Origin of the sequence: Rhizobium sp. RU36D (genome assembly GCF_900176345.1) — a bacterium.
Taxonomy (GTDB): Bacteria; Pseudomonadota; Alphaproteobacteria; order Rhizobiales; family Rhizobiaceae; genus Allorhizobium.
In genome coordinates, this window is record NZ_FWXU01000001.1 from 573480 (window position 1) to 590297 (window position 16818).

At 61.5% G+C, this 16818-nt stretch carries 14 protein-coding genes; 11 read left to right on the forward strand and 3 right to left on the reverse strand.

Translation table 11 applies throughout. From position 1 onward, the window contains the following. Nucleotides 1-4: 4 nt before the first annotated feature. Nucleotides 5-2158: an indolepyruvate ferredoxin oxidoreductase subunit alpha gene (locus B9A97_RS02765; protein ID WP_084363420.1), complete on the reverse strand. Its 2154-nt coding sequence runs from the start codon at nucleotides 2156-2158 to the stop codon at nucleotides 5-7. A gap of 354 nt (nucleotides 2159-2512) precedes the next feature. On the opposite strand from B9A97_RS02765, the gene B9A97_RS02770 reads away from it, so the two are divergent. From B9A97_RS02770 to B9A97_RS02800, 6 genes are all read left to right on the forward strand, one after another. Then, on the forward strand, nucleotides 2513-4048 hold the full coding sequence (locus tag B9A97_RS02770; RefSeq protein ID WP_143530293.1) for an ABC transporter substrate-binding protein: 1536 nt from the start codon (nucleotides 2513-2515) through the stop codon (nucleotides 4046-4048). A 332-nt stretch (nucleotides 4049-4380) separates the two neighbouring features. Beyond that, nucleotides 4381-5388, forward strand: a complete 1008-nt coding sequence (locus B9A97_RS02780; protein WP_084363421.1) for an ABC transporter permease — start codon at nucleotides 4381-4383, stop codon at nucleotides 5386-5388. Beyond that, nucleotides 5381-6268 carry an ABC transporter permease gene (locus B9A97_RS02785; protein ID WP_084363422.1) on the forward strand — a complete coding sequence of 296 codons (888 nt, stop codon included), beginning with the start codon at nucleotides 5381-5383 and terminating at the stop codon, nucleotides 6266-6268. The genes B9A97_RS02780 and B9A97_RS02785 overlap by 8 nt, the downstream gene beginning before the upstream one ends. Beyond that, complete coding sequence (locus tag B9A97_RS02790) at nucleotides 6265-7149, forward strand: ABC transporter ATP-binding protein (RefSeq protein WP_084363423.1); 885 nt, start codon at nucleotides 6265-6267, stop codon at nucleotides 7147-7149. Before B9A97_RS02785 ends, B9A97_RS02790 begins: the two co-directional genes overlap by 4 nt. Further along, nucleotides 7139-7984, forward strand: a complete 846-nt coding sequence (locus B9A97_RS02795; RefSeq protein ID WP_084363424.1) for an ATP-binding cassette domain-containing protein — start codon at nucleotides 7139-7141, stop codon at nucleotides 7982-7984. The genes B9A97_RS02790 and B9A97_RS02795 overlap by 11 nt, the downstream gene beginning before the upstream one ends. A 93-nt stretch (nucleotides 7985-8077) precedes the next feature. Next, nucleotides 8078-8671, forward strand: coding sequence for a VOC family protein (locus B9A97_RS02800; RefSeq protein WP_084363425.1), 594 nt, complete (start codon nucleotides 8078-8080; stop codon nucleotides 8669-8671). Between the two features lie 50 nt (nucleotides 8672-8721). On the opposite strand, the gene B9A97_RS02805 is transcribed toward B9A97_RS02800, so the two are convergent. Continuing rightward, nucleotides 8722-9714, reverse strand: coding sequence for an AraC-like ligand-binding domain-containing protein (locus B9A97_RS02805; protein WP_244564093.1), 993 nt, complete (start codon nucleotides 9712-9714; stop codon nucleotides 8722-8724). Nucleotides 9715-9879: 165 nt separating this feature from the next. Here B9A97_RS02805 and B9A97_RS02810 point away from each other — a divergent pair, with 165 nt between their 5' ends. From B9A97_RS02810 to B9A97_RS02820, 3 genes are read left to right on the forward strand one after another with little or no spacing between them, the layout of a single operon-like run. Then, entirely contained in the window at nucleotides 9880-10398 is a 519-nt protein-coding gene (locus tag B9A97_RS02810) for a flavin reductase family protein (protein ID WP_179145196.1), read from the forward strand. A 33-nt stretch (nucleotides 10399-10431) separates the two neighbouring features. Continuing rightward, nucleotides 10432-11217: an SDR family oxidoreductase gene (locus B9A97_RS02815; RefSeq protein ID WP_084363426.1), complete on the forward strand. Its 786-nt coding sequence runs from the start codon at nucleotides 10432-10434 to the stop codon at nucleotides 11215-11217. 34 nt (nucleotides 11218-11251) lie between these two features. Next, nucleotides 11252-12487 carry a styrene monooxygenase/indole monooxygenase family protein gene (locus B9A97_RS02820; RefSeq protein WP_084363427.1) on the forward strand — a complete coding sequence of 412 codons (1236 nt, stop codon included), beginning with the start codon at nucleotides 11252-11254 and terminating at the stop codon, nucleotides 12485-12487. 13 nt (nucleotides 12488-12500) lie between these two features. Here B9A97_RS02820 and B9A97_RS02825 read toward each other — a convergent pair whose 3' ends face one another. After that, nucleotides 12501-14174: an AMP-binding protein gene (locus tag B9A97_RS02825; RefSeq protein WP_084363428.1), complete on the reverse strand. Its 1674-nt coding sequence runs from the start codon at nucleotides 14172-14174 to the stop codon at nucleotides 12501-12503. Between B9A97_RS02825 and B9A97_RS02830 the strand changes: the two genes are divergently transcribed. Together B9A97_RS02830 and B9A97_RS02835 are read left to right on the forward strand one after the other, a co-directional pair. Further along, nucleotides 14173-14436: a hypothetical protein gene (locus B9A97_RS02830; protein WP_084363429.1), complete on the forward strand. Its 264-nt coding sequence runs from the start codon at nucleotides 14173-14175 to the stop codon at nucleotides 14434-14436. The genes B9A97_RS02825 and B9A97_RS02830 overlap by 2 nt on opposite strands. Before the next feature lie 56 nt (nucleotides 14437-14492). Continuing rightward, nucleotides 14493-16811, forward strand: coding sequence for a bifunctional salicylyl-CoA 5-hydroxylase/oxidoreductase (locus tag B9A97_RS02835; protein ID WP_084363430.1), 2319 nt, complete (start codon nucleotides 14493-14495; stop codon nucleotides 16809-16811). Nucleotides 16812-16818 lie beyond the last annotated feature (7 nt).

Here is a 16818-nt window from a genome sequence, read left to right on the forward strand (position 1 = left end):
CACCTCAGTCCGCAAACACGATGCGGCCGGCCTGGCGGCGCTTCTGCAGCCAGCCGATGACGGCCGAGCGCACCCGATGGACGAAATTGTCCCAACCGGTGGGATTGTGAATGATATCGGCACGGTAGAAGGATGGGCAGAGCACCGCTGCCTCCGACACTTCGCCGCAATTGCCGCAGCCCACGCAAGTGTTATCGATTGCCGCCACCGGATCATCCTTCAACGGATCGTCGGTGTGCTTGACCGAGAGCGACGGACAGCCAGAAAGCCGGATGCAGGCGTGGTCGCCCGTGCAGACCTCTTCGTCCACGCCGAAACGCTCCTTCACCATGCGCTTGCCGTCCTTCACCGCCTTGGCGAATTGCGGCTTCACGCGACGCTGCTTGTTCAGCATGCATTCGGAGGAGGCGACGATGATCTTCGGCCCCTTCTCCTTCGTCGTCAGCGCTTCCTTCAGCGTGTCGCGCATCTTGGCCACGTCATAGGTGCGGTCGATCTGGCGCACCCAGGTCGCGCCGATGCCCTTGACTGCATTGACGATGGAATTGTTTGTCTTGCGCCGGGGATTGAGGGCGCGCGATGACAGGATGTCCTGTCCGCCTGTCGCTGCCGAATAGAAATTGTCGACGACAAGGATCACGCCATCCTGCTTGTTGAACACGGCATTGCCCACCGAGGTGGCGAGACCGTTGTGCCAGAAGCCGCCATCGCCCATCACCGAAATCGAGCGCTTGTCAGCCTCGACATTGAAGGCGGAAGCCGATGCCGGACCAAGGCCATAACCCATGGTCGTGCCGCCGATATTGAAGGGCGGCAGGATCGAAAACAGATGGCAGCCGATATCGGCCGAGACATGGTGCTCGCCGAGTTCCTTCTCCACCAGCTTCATCGCCGCGAAGATCGGGCGCTCCGGACAGCCGGTGCAGAAACCGGCCGGACGCGGCGGCACGACCTCGGCCAAGGCCTTGACCTTGGGGTCGTTCAGAATAGGCGTCGGATCCGGCACCGGCGGGCGGTTGCCCAGCATCAGCGGCGCATTGGCCTCGAAGAAGGCCGCAAGGCCCTTCAAGAGAACGGGAGTGGTGTATTCGCCACCCAGCGGCAGCACGTCCTTGCCGGAGATCTTCGTCTGGATATCGCGGCGGCGCATCAGCGTGTGCAGCGTATGCTCGATATATTCAGGCGCGCCTTCCTCGATCATCAGCACGGCCTTCTTGCCGGCGACGAATTCGACCACCTCGTCATCGATCATCGGATAGGACACGTTCATCACATAGAGCGGAACGCGGCTGTTGCCGTAAACGTCGGCGAGCCCAAGCTGCTGCAGGGCCCGCATGGCGCCGTTATAGACGCCACCCTGCAGGATGATCCCCACTTCGCCCTCTTCAGGGCCGAAATATTCGTTGAGCTTGTTGTCCTTGACGAACTGGACCGCGGCCGGCCAGCGCTTCTCCAGCTTTTCCTTCTCATGCATGAAGGAGGCCGGCGGAAGCACGATACGGTTGACGTCGCGGCGCGGATTTTCCAGCGCCTGCTTCAGGGTGAATTCCGGACGCTTGTTGTCCTTGGCCACGAACTGCCCGTGCACGTGACAGCTGCGGATACCGACCTGCAGCATGACAGGCGTATTGGAGGCCTCCGAAAGTTCGAAGCCCTTTTCAACGGCGTCCACGATCGACGGCAGATTGGGGCGCGGCGTCATCAGCCACATCTGCGACTTCATCGCATAGGCATGGCTGCGCTCCTGCATGATCGACGAACCCTCGCCGAAATCCTCACCGATGATGATGAGAGCACCACCCGTCACGCCGCCGGACGACAGGTTGGACAAGGCATCGGACGCGACATTGGTACCGGCCGTGGATTTCCACGTGACCGCACCGCGCACGGGATACATGACGGAAGCAGAGAGCATGGCCGCGGCAGCGGCTTCGGAGGCTGACGTCTCGAAATGCACACCGAGATCGTCCATCACATCCTTGGCGTCCGCGAGCACGTCCATCAGATGGGAGATCGGCGAGCCCTGATAGCCGCCGACATAGGACACGCCGGACTGCAACAACGCCTTCGTGATGGCGAGAATTCCCTCGCCCTTGAAGATATCACCTTCGCCGAGTTTGAGGTCCTCGACTTCGCGGGCAAACGACCGTTCTGCCATTTTCTGCTTCCCCCTTTCCGTTGACCGGAATTCTTTCATTAACATGCATTAGCATATTTTCAGCGTGCAACTTATGTCAATTAAATTCCTTGATTACGAGGGAAAACAGGCCATGCGGTATATGGCCACCTTAGTCCTCACCGTCAGATCCTCGAAATAACATGCAAATGCATATTTATGGTGCAGACCAAAGCCGAAGGCCGAACATCCGAGCCATGGCCCAATTTTTTTTGACGCGCCCAGCTTTGCCACTTGTGGAAACCGGAGGCATATTTTAGGGTTAAAACATCTCGAAAAGAATAGGCTTCGCAGGGCGCCGCCCGGCGAAAGTCAGGGGAACAACGGAGAACTGCCATGGTGACACTATCTCGTCGTCAGACCCTCGGTCTGGGCGCTGCTGCTTTCGTTTCGAGCGTCCTCGCAGGTCGTATTCCGGCCTTCGCCCAGGATGCTTCCACGCTGACAATTGCGTACAACGTCAACCTGCCATCCTTCGATCCGACGGTCGGTCCGTCGGCGGTCAATCCGACCATTCAGGCGATTTATCGGTCGATCTTCGATCAGTTCGTCGGTCAGGCGCCCGACCTCTCCTTCCAGCCAGGCCTGCTCACCGCATGGGGCTGGAGCGACGACAAGAAGCAGATCTGGATGGACGTCCGCGAAGGCGTCAAATGGCATGACGGTTCGGATTTCACCCCGGAAGACGTGGTCTGGTCGCTGGAGCGCGCTGCCAAGGCCGAAACCGGCAACCCGATCCAGTTTGTCTGGTCGACGGCCGGCAACTACAAGATCGAAGGCAACAAGATCACCGGCGATGTGCTGCGCTTCGAGCCGACTTTCTTCAAGTGGATGGCCTTCCTGACCGGCTATGTCATGCCCAAGGCCTATTACGAGAAGGTTGGCGCAGAAGGCTTCGAAAAGAAACCTGTCGGCACAGGTCCGTACATGGTCGATGCCTATGAGGGCAACGCCTTCCTGCGGCTCAAGGCCAACCCCAACTACTTCGGCACCAAGCCGGCATTCGAGACCGTTGTCTTCAAGTTCGTGCCCGATGGCACCAGCCGTGTGGCGGAAGTCGAGTCCGGCTCTTCCGATATCACGCTCGAAATTCCCTATGAAGAATTCGACCGCCTGAAGGAAAAGTCGGGCCTTGCCGGCGTCGCAACCCCGATCTCCGACATCGGCATGATCTTCCTGAACAATATCGATGCGATGAACGACAAGAACGTTCGTCTCGCCGCCCATCACGCCATCGACAAGAAGGCTATCGTCGACCGCCTGCTGCGCGGCTACGGCGTGCCGATCGATACGCTGGAAGCGCCGGAATACGATGCCTATGATGCGTCCATCGTCGTCGGCTACGATCCGGAAAAGGCGAAGACCCTACTCGCCGCCTCCGGTTTCTCGACCGACAAGCCGGTCAAGTTCAAGATCCAGACCACCCGCGGCTTCAAGCCGAAGGACTACGAGATGATCCAGGCGATCGTCGGCATGTGGCGCAAAGTCGGGATCGAGGCCGAGATTGAAGTCTACGAAATCGCCAAGCATTACGAATTGCGTGCCGCCGACCAGCTGGCGCCGGCTGCCTTCTACAACTGGGGCAACGCGATCGCCGACCCCACGACCTCGACCGGCTTTGCCATGTTCGGCCCCTCGCCGCATTCGGTCTGGAATACCGACGACCTCGACGCCATGATCGGGCCGCTGTGGGGCGAAGCCGATGAGGCCAAGCGTATTGCGGGCTGGAAGGCCGTCAGCAAGTATATCGCTGAGGAGGGCTATGTGATCCCGCTTCTGCAATATGCCCAGCCGGTCATCTACAAGAACACGCTGAAGGTCACGCCAAACGTATCCGGCGCCCTTGAGCCGATCCTGGTGACGAAGGCCTGATCTGGAGACATCACGTCTGTCGGCTCCGTGCCACAGGCGTGACCTCGCAACGATGTAGTACCCCCCTCTGTCCTGCCGGACATCTCCCCCTCAAGGGGGGAGAACAGCAAGGTTTTGCCGCCCCACCTCATTGCTCAGGTCGGGATTGAATTCGGTGTCACTGGATGCCGGGCGATGGACGGGCAACATCCGATCTCCCCCCTTGAGGGGGAGATGTCCGGCAGGACAGAGGGGGGTGAACGGCCGGCATGAATTCGCCGAGCAATGCACTGCTATACCAAGACATGCCAGTGAAGCTCGGCGGAGCCATCGTCCGACAGAACGGAATACCAATGACTGCCGTATCCATCCTCAACCGCCTTGTCATGGCCGCCATTACCCTGTTTGGCGTCGGGCTCGTCGTTTTTGTCCTGTTGCGCATCGTCCCCGGCGATCCCATCGCCATGATGATCTCGCCGGGGGCAAGCCCAGCCGACATCGCCGCTTTGCGCGCCCATTACGGGCTGGATGCCAGCCTGCCGGTGCAATTCGGCATATGGCTGAAGAACGTCCTGGTCGGTGATTTCGGCACCTCGATCTCGTTGCGGCGCGATGTGCTGGAACTGCTCCTGGAGCGCCTGCCGGCGACCCTGGAACTGGCCTTTGCCGCGTTGATCCTTGGCGTCGTCAGCGGCGGCGTGATCGCGGTCATCGGAACGCTCCTGCGCCGCACCCCAGCAGAACCGATCGTCGACTTTCTCAATGGCCTGTTCCTGGCCGTCCCGGATTTCGTCTGGGCGCTGGTTCTGGTTCTGGTGTTCGGCGTCTTCCTGCCGATCTTTCCACTGTCCGGGCGGCTGGATCCCTCCCTCCAGACGGAATTCGCGACCTCCTTCTACCTCCTGGAAAGCATCGTCACGCTTCGCTTCACGGTCGCCGCCGATATCCTGTCGCATATGATCATGCCGATGCTGGCGCTTGGCCTTCCTCTCTCTGCCGTGATCGTTCGGACGCTGAAGGAAGCGCTGCTCGAGGCGATGGTGCAGGATTATGTTCTGCTGGCCCGCCTGAAGGGCATGTCGAGCCTGAGGCTCGTGTTGCAGGAGGCGCTGCGCAATGCCATCGGTCCGACACTGACACTGACGGGCGTGCAGTTCACCTTCATGATCGGCGGTACCGTCATCGTGGAACGCATCTTTTCCTACCCCGGCATCGGCAACATGGCGATCGACGCCGTCATCAACCGCGACCTGCCGCTGATCCAGGGCCTGGTGCTGATGTTCGGCCTGCTGTTCATCGTCATCAACATCCTTGTCGACATGCTGGCGGTGGTTTTCAATCCGAGGATTGCCCATGGCTGAGGCTGTCATCACCAAGACGATCGCACCCCGCCGCCGCGGAACCCTGGGCGCGCTTCTGGCGGAACCCCGCGTGGTGTGGGGCGGCGGCTTCATCCTGCTGCTCGTGCTGCTAGCGGTCTTCGCGCCCTGGATCGCACCGAAGGACCCGCTGGAGCAGGACCTGATGCTGTCCACACTGCCGCCGGTCACCTATTCCGGCGCAGAACCAGGCTTCTATTTCGGCACTGATGATCTCGGCCGCGACGTGCTTTCCCGCATGATCCATGGCACACGGATCGCGCTGATCGTCGCCTTCGTCGCCGCTACGCTTGCAGCACTGATCGGTACCGTGCTCGGCCTAATCGCGGGCTGGTATGGCGGCTGGGCGGACAAGATCATCTCCCGGCTCGTGGATATCTGGATGGCATTTCCGCCTGTCCTGCTGTCAGTGCTGCTTGTCGCCGTCCTCGGCTCCGGACTGCATTCCGTCATCGCCGCGATCGTCATCATCGACTGGACTCGGTTCTGCCGGGTCGTCCGCGCCGAGACCATTGCCCAGGCCAGCATGGACTATGTCACCGCCGCCAAGACCATCGGCTTCTCGCGCTTTCAGATCCTCAAGAACGAAATCCTGCCGAATGTCGCACCGGTGCTCGTCGCCCTGCTGAGCCTTGAGATGGGCATCGCCGTGATCGTCGAGGCCATCCTGTCCTTCGTCGGGCTGTCGCTATCCTCGGACACACCAACCTGGGGCGGCATGATCGCGCAGGGTCGTCAGACGATCCACCATAGCTGGTGGGTGCTCGCAGCGCCGCTTGTCATGCTGTTTGCGACAGTGCTTGCCTTCAATCAGCTCGGTAACGGCTTGCGCCGGGCACTGGATCCGGTGATGCGCCGATGACCCCTCTTCTATCCATTGAGGCGCTCAGCGCCATCTCCACCCGTGATAACGGCCAACCGGTTCTGCGCGATGTCTCCCTGACGCTGGAGCGTGGCGAAGTGCGCGGCCTGGTCGGCGAAAGCGGTGCCGGCAAATCGACGATCGCCAAGGCACTGCTCGGAATCCTGCCGGCCACCGTCCAGGTCACCGGCGGCTGGATCCGCTTCGACGGGCGCGATCTGCTGAAGCTCGATGCCCGCGCGCTGCGCGACATCATGGGCACCGAAATCTCGCTGATCCCCCAGGACCCGCAGACAGCGCTTAATCCGGGTCGCCGGATCGAGGCACAATTGACCGACGGGCTGCGGCTCAAGCGCGGGATGAGCAAAAGCGCCGCCCATGAGAAAGCATTGAAGCTTCTGGAGGAGGTTCACATCCGTGACCCCGAACGGGTGCTGCGGGCCTATCCGCACGAGCTTTCTGGCGGCATGCGCCAGCGTATCCTGATCGCGGCCGCCTTTGCGCTGGAACCCAAGCTGGTGGTGGCGGACGAGCCGACAACGGCCCTGGACGTGACGGTGCAAAAGCAGATCCTGCGGCTGATCCGCCGCATGCAGGAAGCCCATGGCACCGGCGTGATCTTCGTGACCCACGACCTCGGCGTCGTCGCTCAGATCTGCGACAGCGTCACGCTTCTCTATGCCGGCAAGGTGATCGAGCAGGGATCGACGGCCGACGTGCTGACCGCGCCGAAACATCCCTACACCCGCGCCCTGATCGCGGCCGGGCCGCGCTATGACCGACCGGATGCGGGGCTCGAACCGGTGCCGGACGCCATCTTCGATGACCTCAGGCGAGAAATCGGTTTGGTAAAAGCCGTGGAGGCCAGCAATGTCCAGTGATCTGCTCGTCGCTAAAGGCATCGAAGTCACCTATGGCGGCGGTCCTAGTCTTTTAGGCCGGCTGCCCGGCGTCCGTGTCCTGCACGGCATCGATATCCGCATCGGCCGCGGCGAGACAGTGGGCATCGTCGGTGAGAGCGGCTCCGGCAAGACGACGCTAGGCCGCGCCCTGCTGCGTCTCGTGGATGTCTCCAGTGGCCAGATCACCTTCGACGGCCGCGATATAACCCACATGCCGGATCGCGAGATGCGGCCCTTACGTCGGCGCATGCAGATGATCTTTCAGGATCCGATGGCCTCGCTCAATCCGCGCCACTCGATCCGCCGGATCCTGAGCGAACCGCTTTTTCTCCATGGCATCGCCACGAGCCGGGATGCGGCAGAGAAGCTGGTGCGCCAAATGCTGGACCGGGTGACCCTTCCGGCCGTCATGCTGGACCGCAATCCCCATGAACTCTCGGGCGGACAACGGCAGCGGATCGGCATTGCCCGGGCAGCCCTGATGCGCCCGGATTTCGTCCTGGCGGATGAGATCGTCTCAGGCCTTGATGTATCGACCCAGGCGCAGGTTCTCAACCTGCTGAAAGCCCTGTGCCGGGAAATGGGCCTGTCGATGGCCTTTATCAGCCATGACCTCTCGGTCATCCGCGCCGTCTGCGACCGGGTCTATGTGATGCGGTTCGGCAAGGTGGTTGAGGAAGGCCCGTGCGAAAAGGTCTTCGCCAATCCGCAATCGGACTACACCCGCACGCTGCTCGATGCCATCCCGCTGCCGGAAATCGACCGGGACTGGCTGACACGGGGCCAGGCTTCTGACATGGCAGCTGCCTCATGAGGCAGTTGGCGCGGTGACATGACTTCGCTGCGCCGGACAAGCGGGAACCGGCGCCAGCCGACATAAGGGACCCGCGCAAAAGGGGAATGACCAATGAGATCCGTCTTGACGCTGGCAGCGGCATCGCTGCTCGCCTCGATATCGCTTGCCCAGGCGGCAGGCCTGCCCGGCCTTCGCGGCCACGATCATACCGGCGTCACCGTGCCTGATATCGCCGAGGCCGAAGCCTTCTTCACCGACGTGCTGGGCTGCGCCAAGGCCATGTCCTTCGGGCCGATCGCCGATGACAAGGGCACCTTCATGACCGACGCCCTGGGTGTCGACCCCAAGGCCGCCATCAAGACCATCACGCTGATGCGCTGTGGTTTCGGATCGAATGTCGAGCTGTTCCAGTACGTGGCGCCCGACCAGCGCAAGCTGGAGCACAAGAACAGCGATATCGGCGCCTTCCACATCGCCTTCTATGTCGATGATGTCGCGGCGGTCAAAACCTATCTGGATAGCAAGAAGGTACCCACGCGTCTCGGGCCGATCCCGATCACCGAGGGACCCGCAGCCGGCCAGACCATTCTTTACTTCCAGGCGCCCTGGGGCCTGCAGTTCGAAGCCATCAGCTATCCCAATGGCATGGCTTATGAGAAGGATGCGACCACCAAGCTTTGGGACCCCAAGGACCCCGCCAAGTAAAGTTGGAAATCCCGCGGCGCCGGCACTGTCCGGCGCTGCGGCCTATCTCCCTACCGACGGCGATTGAGGGTCTGCGACGGGCTTTCCCCGAAGCGCTGGCGATAGGCCTGTGCAGCACGCCCAAGATGGCCGAAACCCGCCGCAAAGGCAGCATCCGCGACCGATGTCGTCGGAGCCGCGCGATCGGTCAGCGCCGCACGGAACTGGTCGAGCCGGATCTCCAGCAGGACATCGCCGATCGTCATGTTGCGGGAGCGCTTGAACGCATCCTGAAGCGATCGCAGACTGACGCCGGCATGGGCGGCAATATCGGCCGACGAGATCGGCCGGCCTGCATGCTCGCGCATGAAAGCCTCCGCACGGCTGACGGCGACAGGTGCTGCCGCACGTGCCGGCTGATCGAAATCGACAGAACGGCTATGGGAAAACCCGGTCAACAACAGCGTCGTCAATCCATCCCGGAGCATGACCTGATAGGCTTCCGGCATGGCCTCGCAATGTTCGGCTGAACTTACCATCATCTCGACATGCCGAGCGAGCCCCTGCCCGGCCGAAGAGGTCAAATCAACGCCGGCCGCGAACTCCACGCAGTGCTCGCTTCGCCCGCCCAGCGCCAGGAATTGCCGCTGCATGATCTCCCGGTCGATCAGGACGATGATCTTCTCGCAGTCTTCGCTCCAGGTCATGCGTGTCGCAAGCGTGGGCGATAGCAGCGATGCCCGACTGCCGGGCGCACTGTCACAGCTACTGGTTCCGCAGCGAATATGGGCCGCGCCATTGACCGGGATCTGCAGCAGGAAAAACCGCGCTAGCTCGCCCGGGTCAATATCTACGCGCGCGCCATAGGAGACGTAATTCACCGAGAAGCCGGGAAGGGCCACCGCATTGTGGCGCGCATGGAACGTATCGGAGTTGCGTCCCGTGGGACCGAGAAAATGCGGACAGAAGATCCGGCCAATCGCATCACGAGCCTCGTCTACCGATGTGGTGTCGACCAGTCGGTTTCGTCCCAGCGGTGTTGTCTGCCTTTGCATCATTGCCATACCGCGTCTCTCCGGGAGCTCGTAACGCGCGGTCGACCTGACAAGGGTCAAGTTTGCCGAAAATGGATAACTGCCTGCGCGATCCGGATTGAGAAACAACACAACCGCGCTGATCATCAGCTTACTTTAAATATAAAGGGAACGGAAGCACCGTTCCCAGGGAACATGACAATGGGAACGGACCTGTTTCGTGCGGGCATGCGAAAGCTTGCCGGCGCCGTTAATATCATCACGACTGTGGATGCCTCCGGGCAGCGCTGCGGCATAACGGCGACTGCCGTGTGCTCGCTATCCGTCGAACCGCCATCGCTGATCGCCTGCGTCAATCGCGCGACCTCCGTGGGCACCGTGATACCCACCAGCCGGATCTTCTGCGTCAACGTGCTGAGCCATGACCAGCAATCCATAGCAGATACCTTCGCGGGTCGCAGCGGGCTGGCGCGAGACGAACGCTTCACCGCAGGGCATTGGAGCGTGCTGAGCACCGGGGCGCCCGCCTTGGATGATGCGCGTGTGAGCTTCGACTGCGAACTGGTCGAGACAACCGAATATGCGACCCACATGATCCTGGTAGGGCGCGTGGTCCTGACGCGGCTCGGCACCGATCTCCTGCCGCCGCTGGTCTATGGCGATGGAGCCTATCTAGCCGCGCTGGACCCGCGGGCCCATGCCGCAGCCAACTGACTTAAAAACTGACAAGCAAAAAGGGGAACAAACATGCGCGGACTCGAAGGCAAGACAGCGATCCTGTCGGGCGGAGCAACGCTGATCGGCCAGTCGGTCGCCGAGGTCCTGACGGGCTACGGCATCCATGTCGCGATCGCGGATATCAATGTAGAGGCGGGATCGGCCGCCGCAGACCGCCTTGGCGAACGCTGCTCCTTCATCAAGGCCGACGTGACCAGCGACGATGACGTGAAGGCGCTGGTGGAAACCACCGTCAAGAAGACCGGCCGATTGGACTTCCTGGTCAACGTCGCCTGCACCTATCTCGACAATGGCGCTGAGACCACGCGGACCGATTGGCTTAAGGCGCTCGATGTCAACATCGTCGGCTCGGTCATGCTGATGCAGGCCGCACGCCCTCATCTGGCCAAGAACAAGGGCGCCATCGTCAATTTTGGCTCCATCTCCGCCCGCGTCGCCCAGACCGGTCGATGGGTCTATCCCGTTTCCAAGGCAGCCATCCTGCAACTCACCCGCAACCAGGCCATGGATCTGGCGCCTGACGGCATCAGGGTCAATGCAGTGTCGCCCGGCTGGACCTGGAGCAACATCATGGTGGAACTGTCAGGCAATGACCGGGCCAAGACAGACGGCGTGGCAAAGCCGTTCCACCTGTTGGGCCGCACCGGCAATCCGGCCGAGGTCGGCGAAGCGGTCGCCTTCCTGCTCTCCGACAATGCGAGCTTCATCACCGGTACCGATATCAAGGTCGATGGTGGCTATACGGCCATGGGCCCCGAACGCGCCGAACCGGCGATCCCGCTGCTGATGGCCTGAGTCTCAAAAACGCATCACAAAAAAGGGGAATGACATGAGCAAGACAAGACATTTCACCATCGTCGGCGGCGGACAATCCGGCCTGCAGCTGGGTTGCGGTTTGCTGGATGCCGGCCATACCGTTCACATCGTGCAGAACCGGACAGGCGAGGAAATCCGCGCCGGCAAGGTGCTTTCCAGCCAGTGCATGTTCGATCAGGCGCTGCAGAACGAGCGTGATCTGGGGCTCAACTTCTGGGAAGACCAGTGCCCGACCGTGGACTCCATCAATTTCTGTGTCCCGGCACCTGATGGATCCGGAAAGGCCATCGACTGGAACGGCAAACTGGACAAGCCCGGCATGAGCGTCGACCAGCGGCTGAAGATCCCGCACTGGATGACCGCTTTCGAAAAGCGCGGTGGACGGATCACCATTGCCGAGGCGGGCATTGCCGAGCTTGAGGACTATACGCGCGAGTCCGACCTGGTGATCGTCGCTGCCGGCAAGGGCGAGATCAACAAGCTGTTCGAGCGCGATCCGGAGAAATCCCCCTATGACAAGCCGCAACGGTCGCTTGCTTTGACCTATGTCACCGGCATGACCCCGCGTCCGGATCACTCGGCCGTCAACTTCAACCTCATTCCGGGGATCGGCGAGTACTTCGTCTTTCCGGCCCTGACCACGACAGGTCCCTGTGACATCATGGTATTCGAGGGCATCCCCGGCGGGCCCATGGACTGCTGGAAGGATGTGCGAGGTCCAGAACAGCATCTGGAAAAGTCTAAGTGGATCCTCGACACATTCCTGCCCTGGGAAGCCGAACGCTGCCGCAACGTTGCGCTGACGGATGACAACGGGATCCTCGCGGGCGCCTTTGCACCGACGGTGCGCAAGCCGGTTGGGCGCTTGCCGTCTGGCGCCATCGTGCTGGGCATGGCCGACGCCGTCTGCCTGAACGACCCGATCACCGGCCAGGGCTCCAACAATGCCTCAAAGGCCGCGAAGTTCTATCTGGACGCGATCCTCGCCCAGGAAGATCGGCCATTCGATGCCGCCTTCATGCAGGCCACCTTCGATAGCTACTGGGCCTATGCGCAGTTCGTGGTGGGCTGGACCAATGCGCTGCTCGCCCCTCCGCCACCCCATGTCCTGCAGATCATGGGCTCCGCCCAGGCCTTCCCGCAACTGGCGAAGCGCATCGCCAACGGTTTCAACGATCCCAGGGACTTCTTCCCCTGGTTTGCCGTGCCGGAGGAAGCGGAGGCCTATCTCACGAAGCTCGCCGCTTAAGACCGGTACGCTCTCAGTGTTTCACCCGGAGCGCCTGCTTGGCATCTCGGAGATCATGGCAGTCGGGGTGAGACATCGGATTTTCCGCAAGGGCGCCAAGATCGGCCTTGCGGATCTTCTGCGTCGACGTCGTCGGCAGCTTGTCAACGAAGGCGACATAGCCAGGCAGCTTGTAATAGGCGAGCTGGCCGGCGCAGTGGGAGAGGATCGCCGACGCAAAGTCGGCGCCCACCTGCGCCTTGTCCTTCGCCACGACGACCGCCATCACCTCTTCGCCCCTCAACGGATCAAGCACGGCAACGACCGCCACCTGCGCGACGCCGGGATGGCTGGCGATGGCGCCCTCCACTTCCACCGCGGCGATGTTTTCGCCCGAGCGGCGGATGATGTTCTTCTTGCGATCGACGAAATAGAGGCTGCCGCCCTCATCCCGGCGCATCACATCGCCGGTATGCAGCCATCCGCCGGCCCAGATCTCGGTCGTCGCCGTTTCGTTCTTGAGATAGCCCGAAAAGAGGCCGCGGCGGGGATTATCCCCCGCGGCCCGCACGAGCAATTCACCCGGCACGCCCGCGGGCGTATCATGACCGGCGTCGTCAACGATGCGGGTTTCCATTCGGGGGCCGGCACGGTCGGCACGTCCAAGGCATCGTTCGCCGATATGGCGCGGTTCGTCCACGGCGCAAAGCAGGCAGGCGCCGCCAGATTCGGTCATGGCCCAGCCCTCCAGCAGCGGCACGCCGAAGCGCGCCTCGAAGGCGCCGTGGTGATCCGGATGCACCCCGCCGCCGACACCGAAGCGCAGGCCATGGGCACGATCCTTGTCGGATGGCGCGATTGCCAGGAGTATGGCCGGCATCACCCCGAGATAGTGGAAACAGGTGGCACCCGTCTCGATCGCCATGCCCCACCAACTGCGGGGATGGAACCGATCCACGATGACCTGGGCACCACCGGAAGCCAGCATGCCCATGAAGGAATTGCCCATCGCATTCACATGGAAAGTCGGCAGCGGTGTAATCAGCCTCTCCTGCCCCGGCCGAAGCGAGACGAACCCCTGCTGCGCCGTGTACCACTCTCCCCAGCCCAGGAAATAGCCGTTGGACAAGAGGCAGCCTTTCGGCCGGCCCGTCGTGCCGGACGTATAAATCAGCGCACATTCGGCTTCGAAGGCATCGCCTGCCGATGGGCCAGCAGCCGAACGCGCCGGCGGCAGATCCTGCGCATGATCGAGCACAACAGGCACCTCAAGGGTGCGGGCCACGTCCTGGACCTGCGCCAGCCGGCTCTCGACCACCACCAGGAGTGCAGCCTCACTATGCTCCAGCAGATAGGCCAGTTCATCAGCCGTATAATCCGGATTGACGGGAACGAGGCTGACGCCAAGGCTGTTAAGTGCCAGCCAGTGAATGAAATGCTGGGGCCGGTTTTCCGCCAGGACCGCCACGCGATGACCGGCGCCATAGCCGGCCTTGCTGTAGCGTGTTGCCAGCGCGTCAACCTCGGCCAGCACCTCGCCATAGGTCCAGCTCGTTCGATCCAGAGACCACAGCCGCGCGACATCGGCGGGCAGAATGAGCAAGGGGTTGTCCGCGAATATCAAGGCCTGGGCCGCAAGAAGCGCATAGGGGCTTCGCGCGGTGTCCGCTCTGGTCTTGTCCTTTGGCTGGCCTTGGAAATCGCTCATGGATCGTCCCCGCTCTTCGCTCGGTTGCGCAAATTATTTTATGTTTAAAGTATTTGTCCGTCCGATTTTGTCAAAGGAAATTTATGGTAATATTACCGCATTGAGTTTATTGAAAAATCAGGAAAAAGATAGTGTTTTCGGGTCGGCACCGGCGTGTCGGGTGCGGCAAAATGCTCAGCTCGCAGACCAGAAATTGCCGATCCAACACACCGATGCCGCGATAATTCCGCTTGACGGCCTCAAGCATGGGCCTATATTTTAAACTTAAAATATCAAGAACGGCAGACCGCCTCCGGTCTGCGAATAAGAGGGACTGAGATGCGTATCGTTTGCATAGGCGGCGGGCCGGCTGGCCTTTATTTCGCGCTCCTGATGAAGAAGTTCCATACGGAGCATGACATCACTGTTGTCGAGCGCAACAAGCCCTACGATACATTTGGCTGGGGCGTGGTATTCTCCGATGCGACCATGGTTTCCATGCGCGTCTGGGACCCGGAAAGCGCTGCTGAGATCGAGGATGCGTTCAATCACTGGGACGATATCGAGCTGCTCTTCAAGGGTACGCGCCAGCGCACGTCAGGACACGGCTTCGTAGGCATTGGCCGCAAGAAGCTTCTGAACATCCTGCAGCGTCGCTGCGAAGCCCTTGGCGTCGAGTTGCAGTTTGAGACCGAATCCGACGGCGACACCGACTACCCGGATGCCGACCTGATCATTGCATCGGACGGCTTCAACTCGAAGATCCGCAATCGCTATGCGGATGTCTTCCAGCCTGACCTGGCCGTGCGCCCGAACCGCTATATCTGGCTCGGCACCAACAAGCTGTTTGATGCCTTCACCTTCGACTTCCGCAAGACCGACCACGGCTGGTTCCAGGCCCATATCTACAAGTTCGACGACCAGACATCGACCTTCATCGTGGAGACGACCGAGGAAGCCTATGAAAAGCATGGCCTCGGCCAGCTGGACCAGCAGGGCTCCATCGACTTCTGCCAGAACCTCTTCTCGGAAGTGCTCGAGGGCGCAGACCTGATGACGAACGCGCGCCATCTGCGCGGCTCGGCCTGGCTGAACTTCAATCGCCTGATCTGCGGCAAGTGGAGCCATTTCAACGGCAACTCCCATGTCGTTCTGATGGGCGACGCAGCCCATACCGCGCATTTCGCCATCGGCTCCGGCACCAAGCTCGCCATCGACGATGCGATCGAACTGACCAACCAGTTCCAGAAGCTGGGCCACGACAAGGACAAGATCCCCGCGGTGCTGGAAACCTATGAGGAAATCCGCCGCGTCGACGTTGCCCGCATCCAGAACGCCGCCCGCAACGCCATGGAGTGGTTCGAAGTGGTTGGCGAGCGCTATGCCGACACGCTGGAACCCGAACAGTTCATGTATTCGATGCTGACCCGCTCGCAGCGCATCAGCCATGAAAACCTGCGCCTGCGCGACAAGACCTGGCTGGAAGGCTATGAGCGCTGGTTCGCCAAGAAACAGGGCCTGGAGGTCAAGGAAGGCGAGCGCTGCCTGCCGCCGATGTTCACGCCCTACACCGTCCGCGACGTAACGCTGCAGAACCGCATCGTGGTATCGCCAATGGCGATGTATTCCGCCAAGGACGGCCTGATCGACGATTTCCATATGGTGCACCTGGGTGCCCGCGCCATGGGCGGTGCCGGATTGGTTTTCGCCGAGATGACCTGCGTCTCGCCCGACGCCCGCATCACCCCCGGCTGCCTTGGCCTGTGGAACGATGAGCAAATGGAAGGCTGGAAGCGCTTCGTCGATTTCGCCCATTCCAAGTCCTCCGCCAAGGTCGGCATCCAGCTCGGCCATGCGGGCCGCAAGGGCTCGACCAAGGTGGCATGGGAAGGCATCGACCAGCCGCTGGAAGAAGGCGCCTGGCCGCTGATCTCGGCGTCCGCCCTGCCCTATCTGAAAAACAGCCCCGTGCCGAAGGCCATGGACCGTGCTGATATGGATCGGGTGAAGGCCGATTTTGTTGCCGCGACCGAGCGCGCCGCAAAGGCGGGCGTCGACTGGCTGGAACTGCATGTGGCACACGGCTACCTGCTCTCCAGCTTCCTGTCGCCGCTGACCAACCGTCGCACCGACGAATATGGCGGCAGCCATGAAAACCGGGCGCGCTATCCGCTTGAGGTGTTCAAGGCCATGCGCGCCGTATGGCCTGCGGACAAGCCGATGTCTGTTCGTCTGTCCTGCCATGACTGGTTCGACGGCGGCAACACGCCTGACGACGCCGCCATCTTCGCGGAAATGTTCAAGGAAGCCGGCGCTGACGTCATCGACTGCTCGTCCGGCCAGGTATGGAAGGAAGAGAAGCCGGTCTATGGACGCCTGTTCCAGACCCCGTTCTCCGACAAGATCCGCAATGAGATCCGCATTCCGACCATCGCCGTCGGTGCGATTTCGGAAGCCGACCATGCCAACTCGGTGATTGCAGCCGGACGCGCTGACCTTTGCGCCGTCGCCCGCCCGCATCTTGCCGACCCGGCCTGGACCTTGCATGAAGCCGCCAAGATCGGCATCAACTCGATTGCCTGGCCCAAGCAGTACTATTCGGCCAAGTCGCAATATGAGAACAACCTCGCCCGCGCCGCAGCGCCGGTCGGCAAGTAAGGATCGG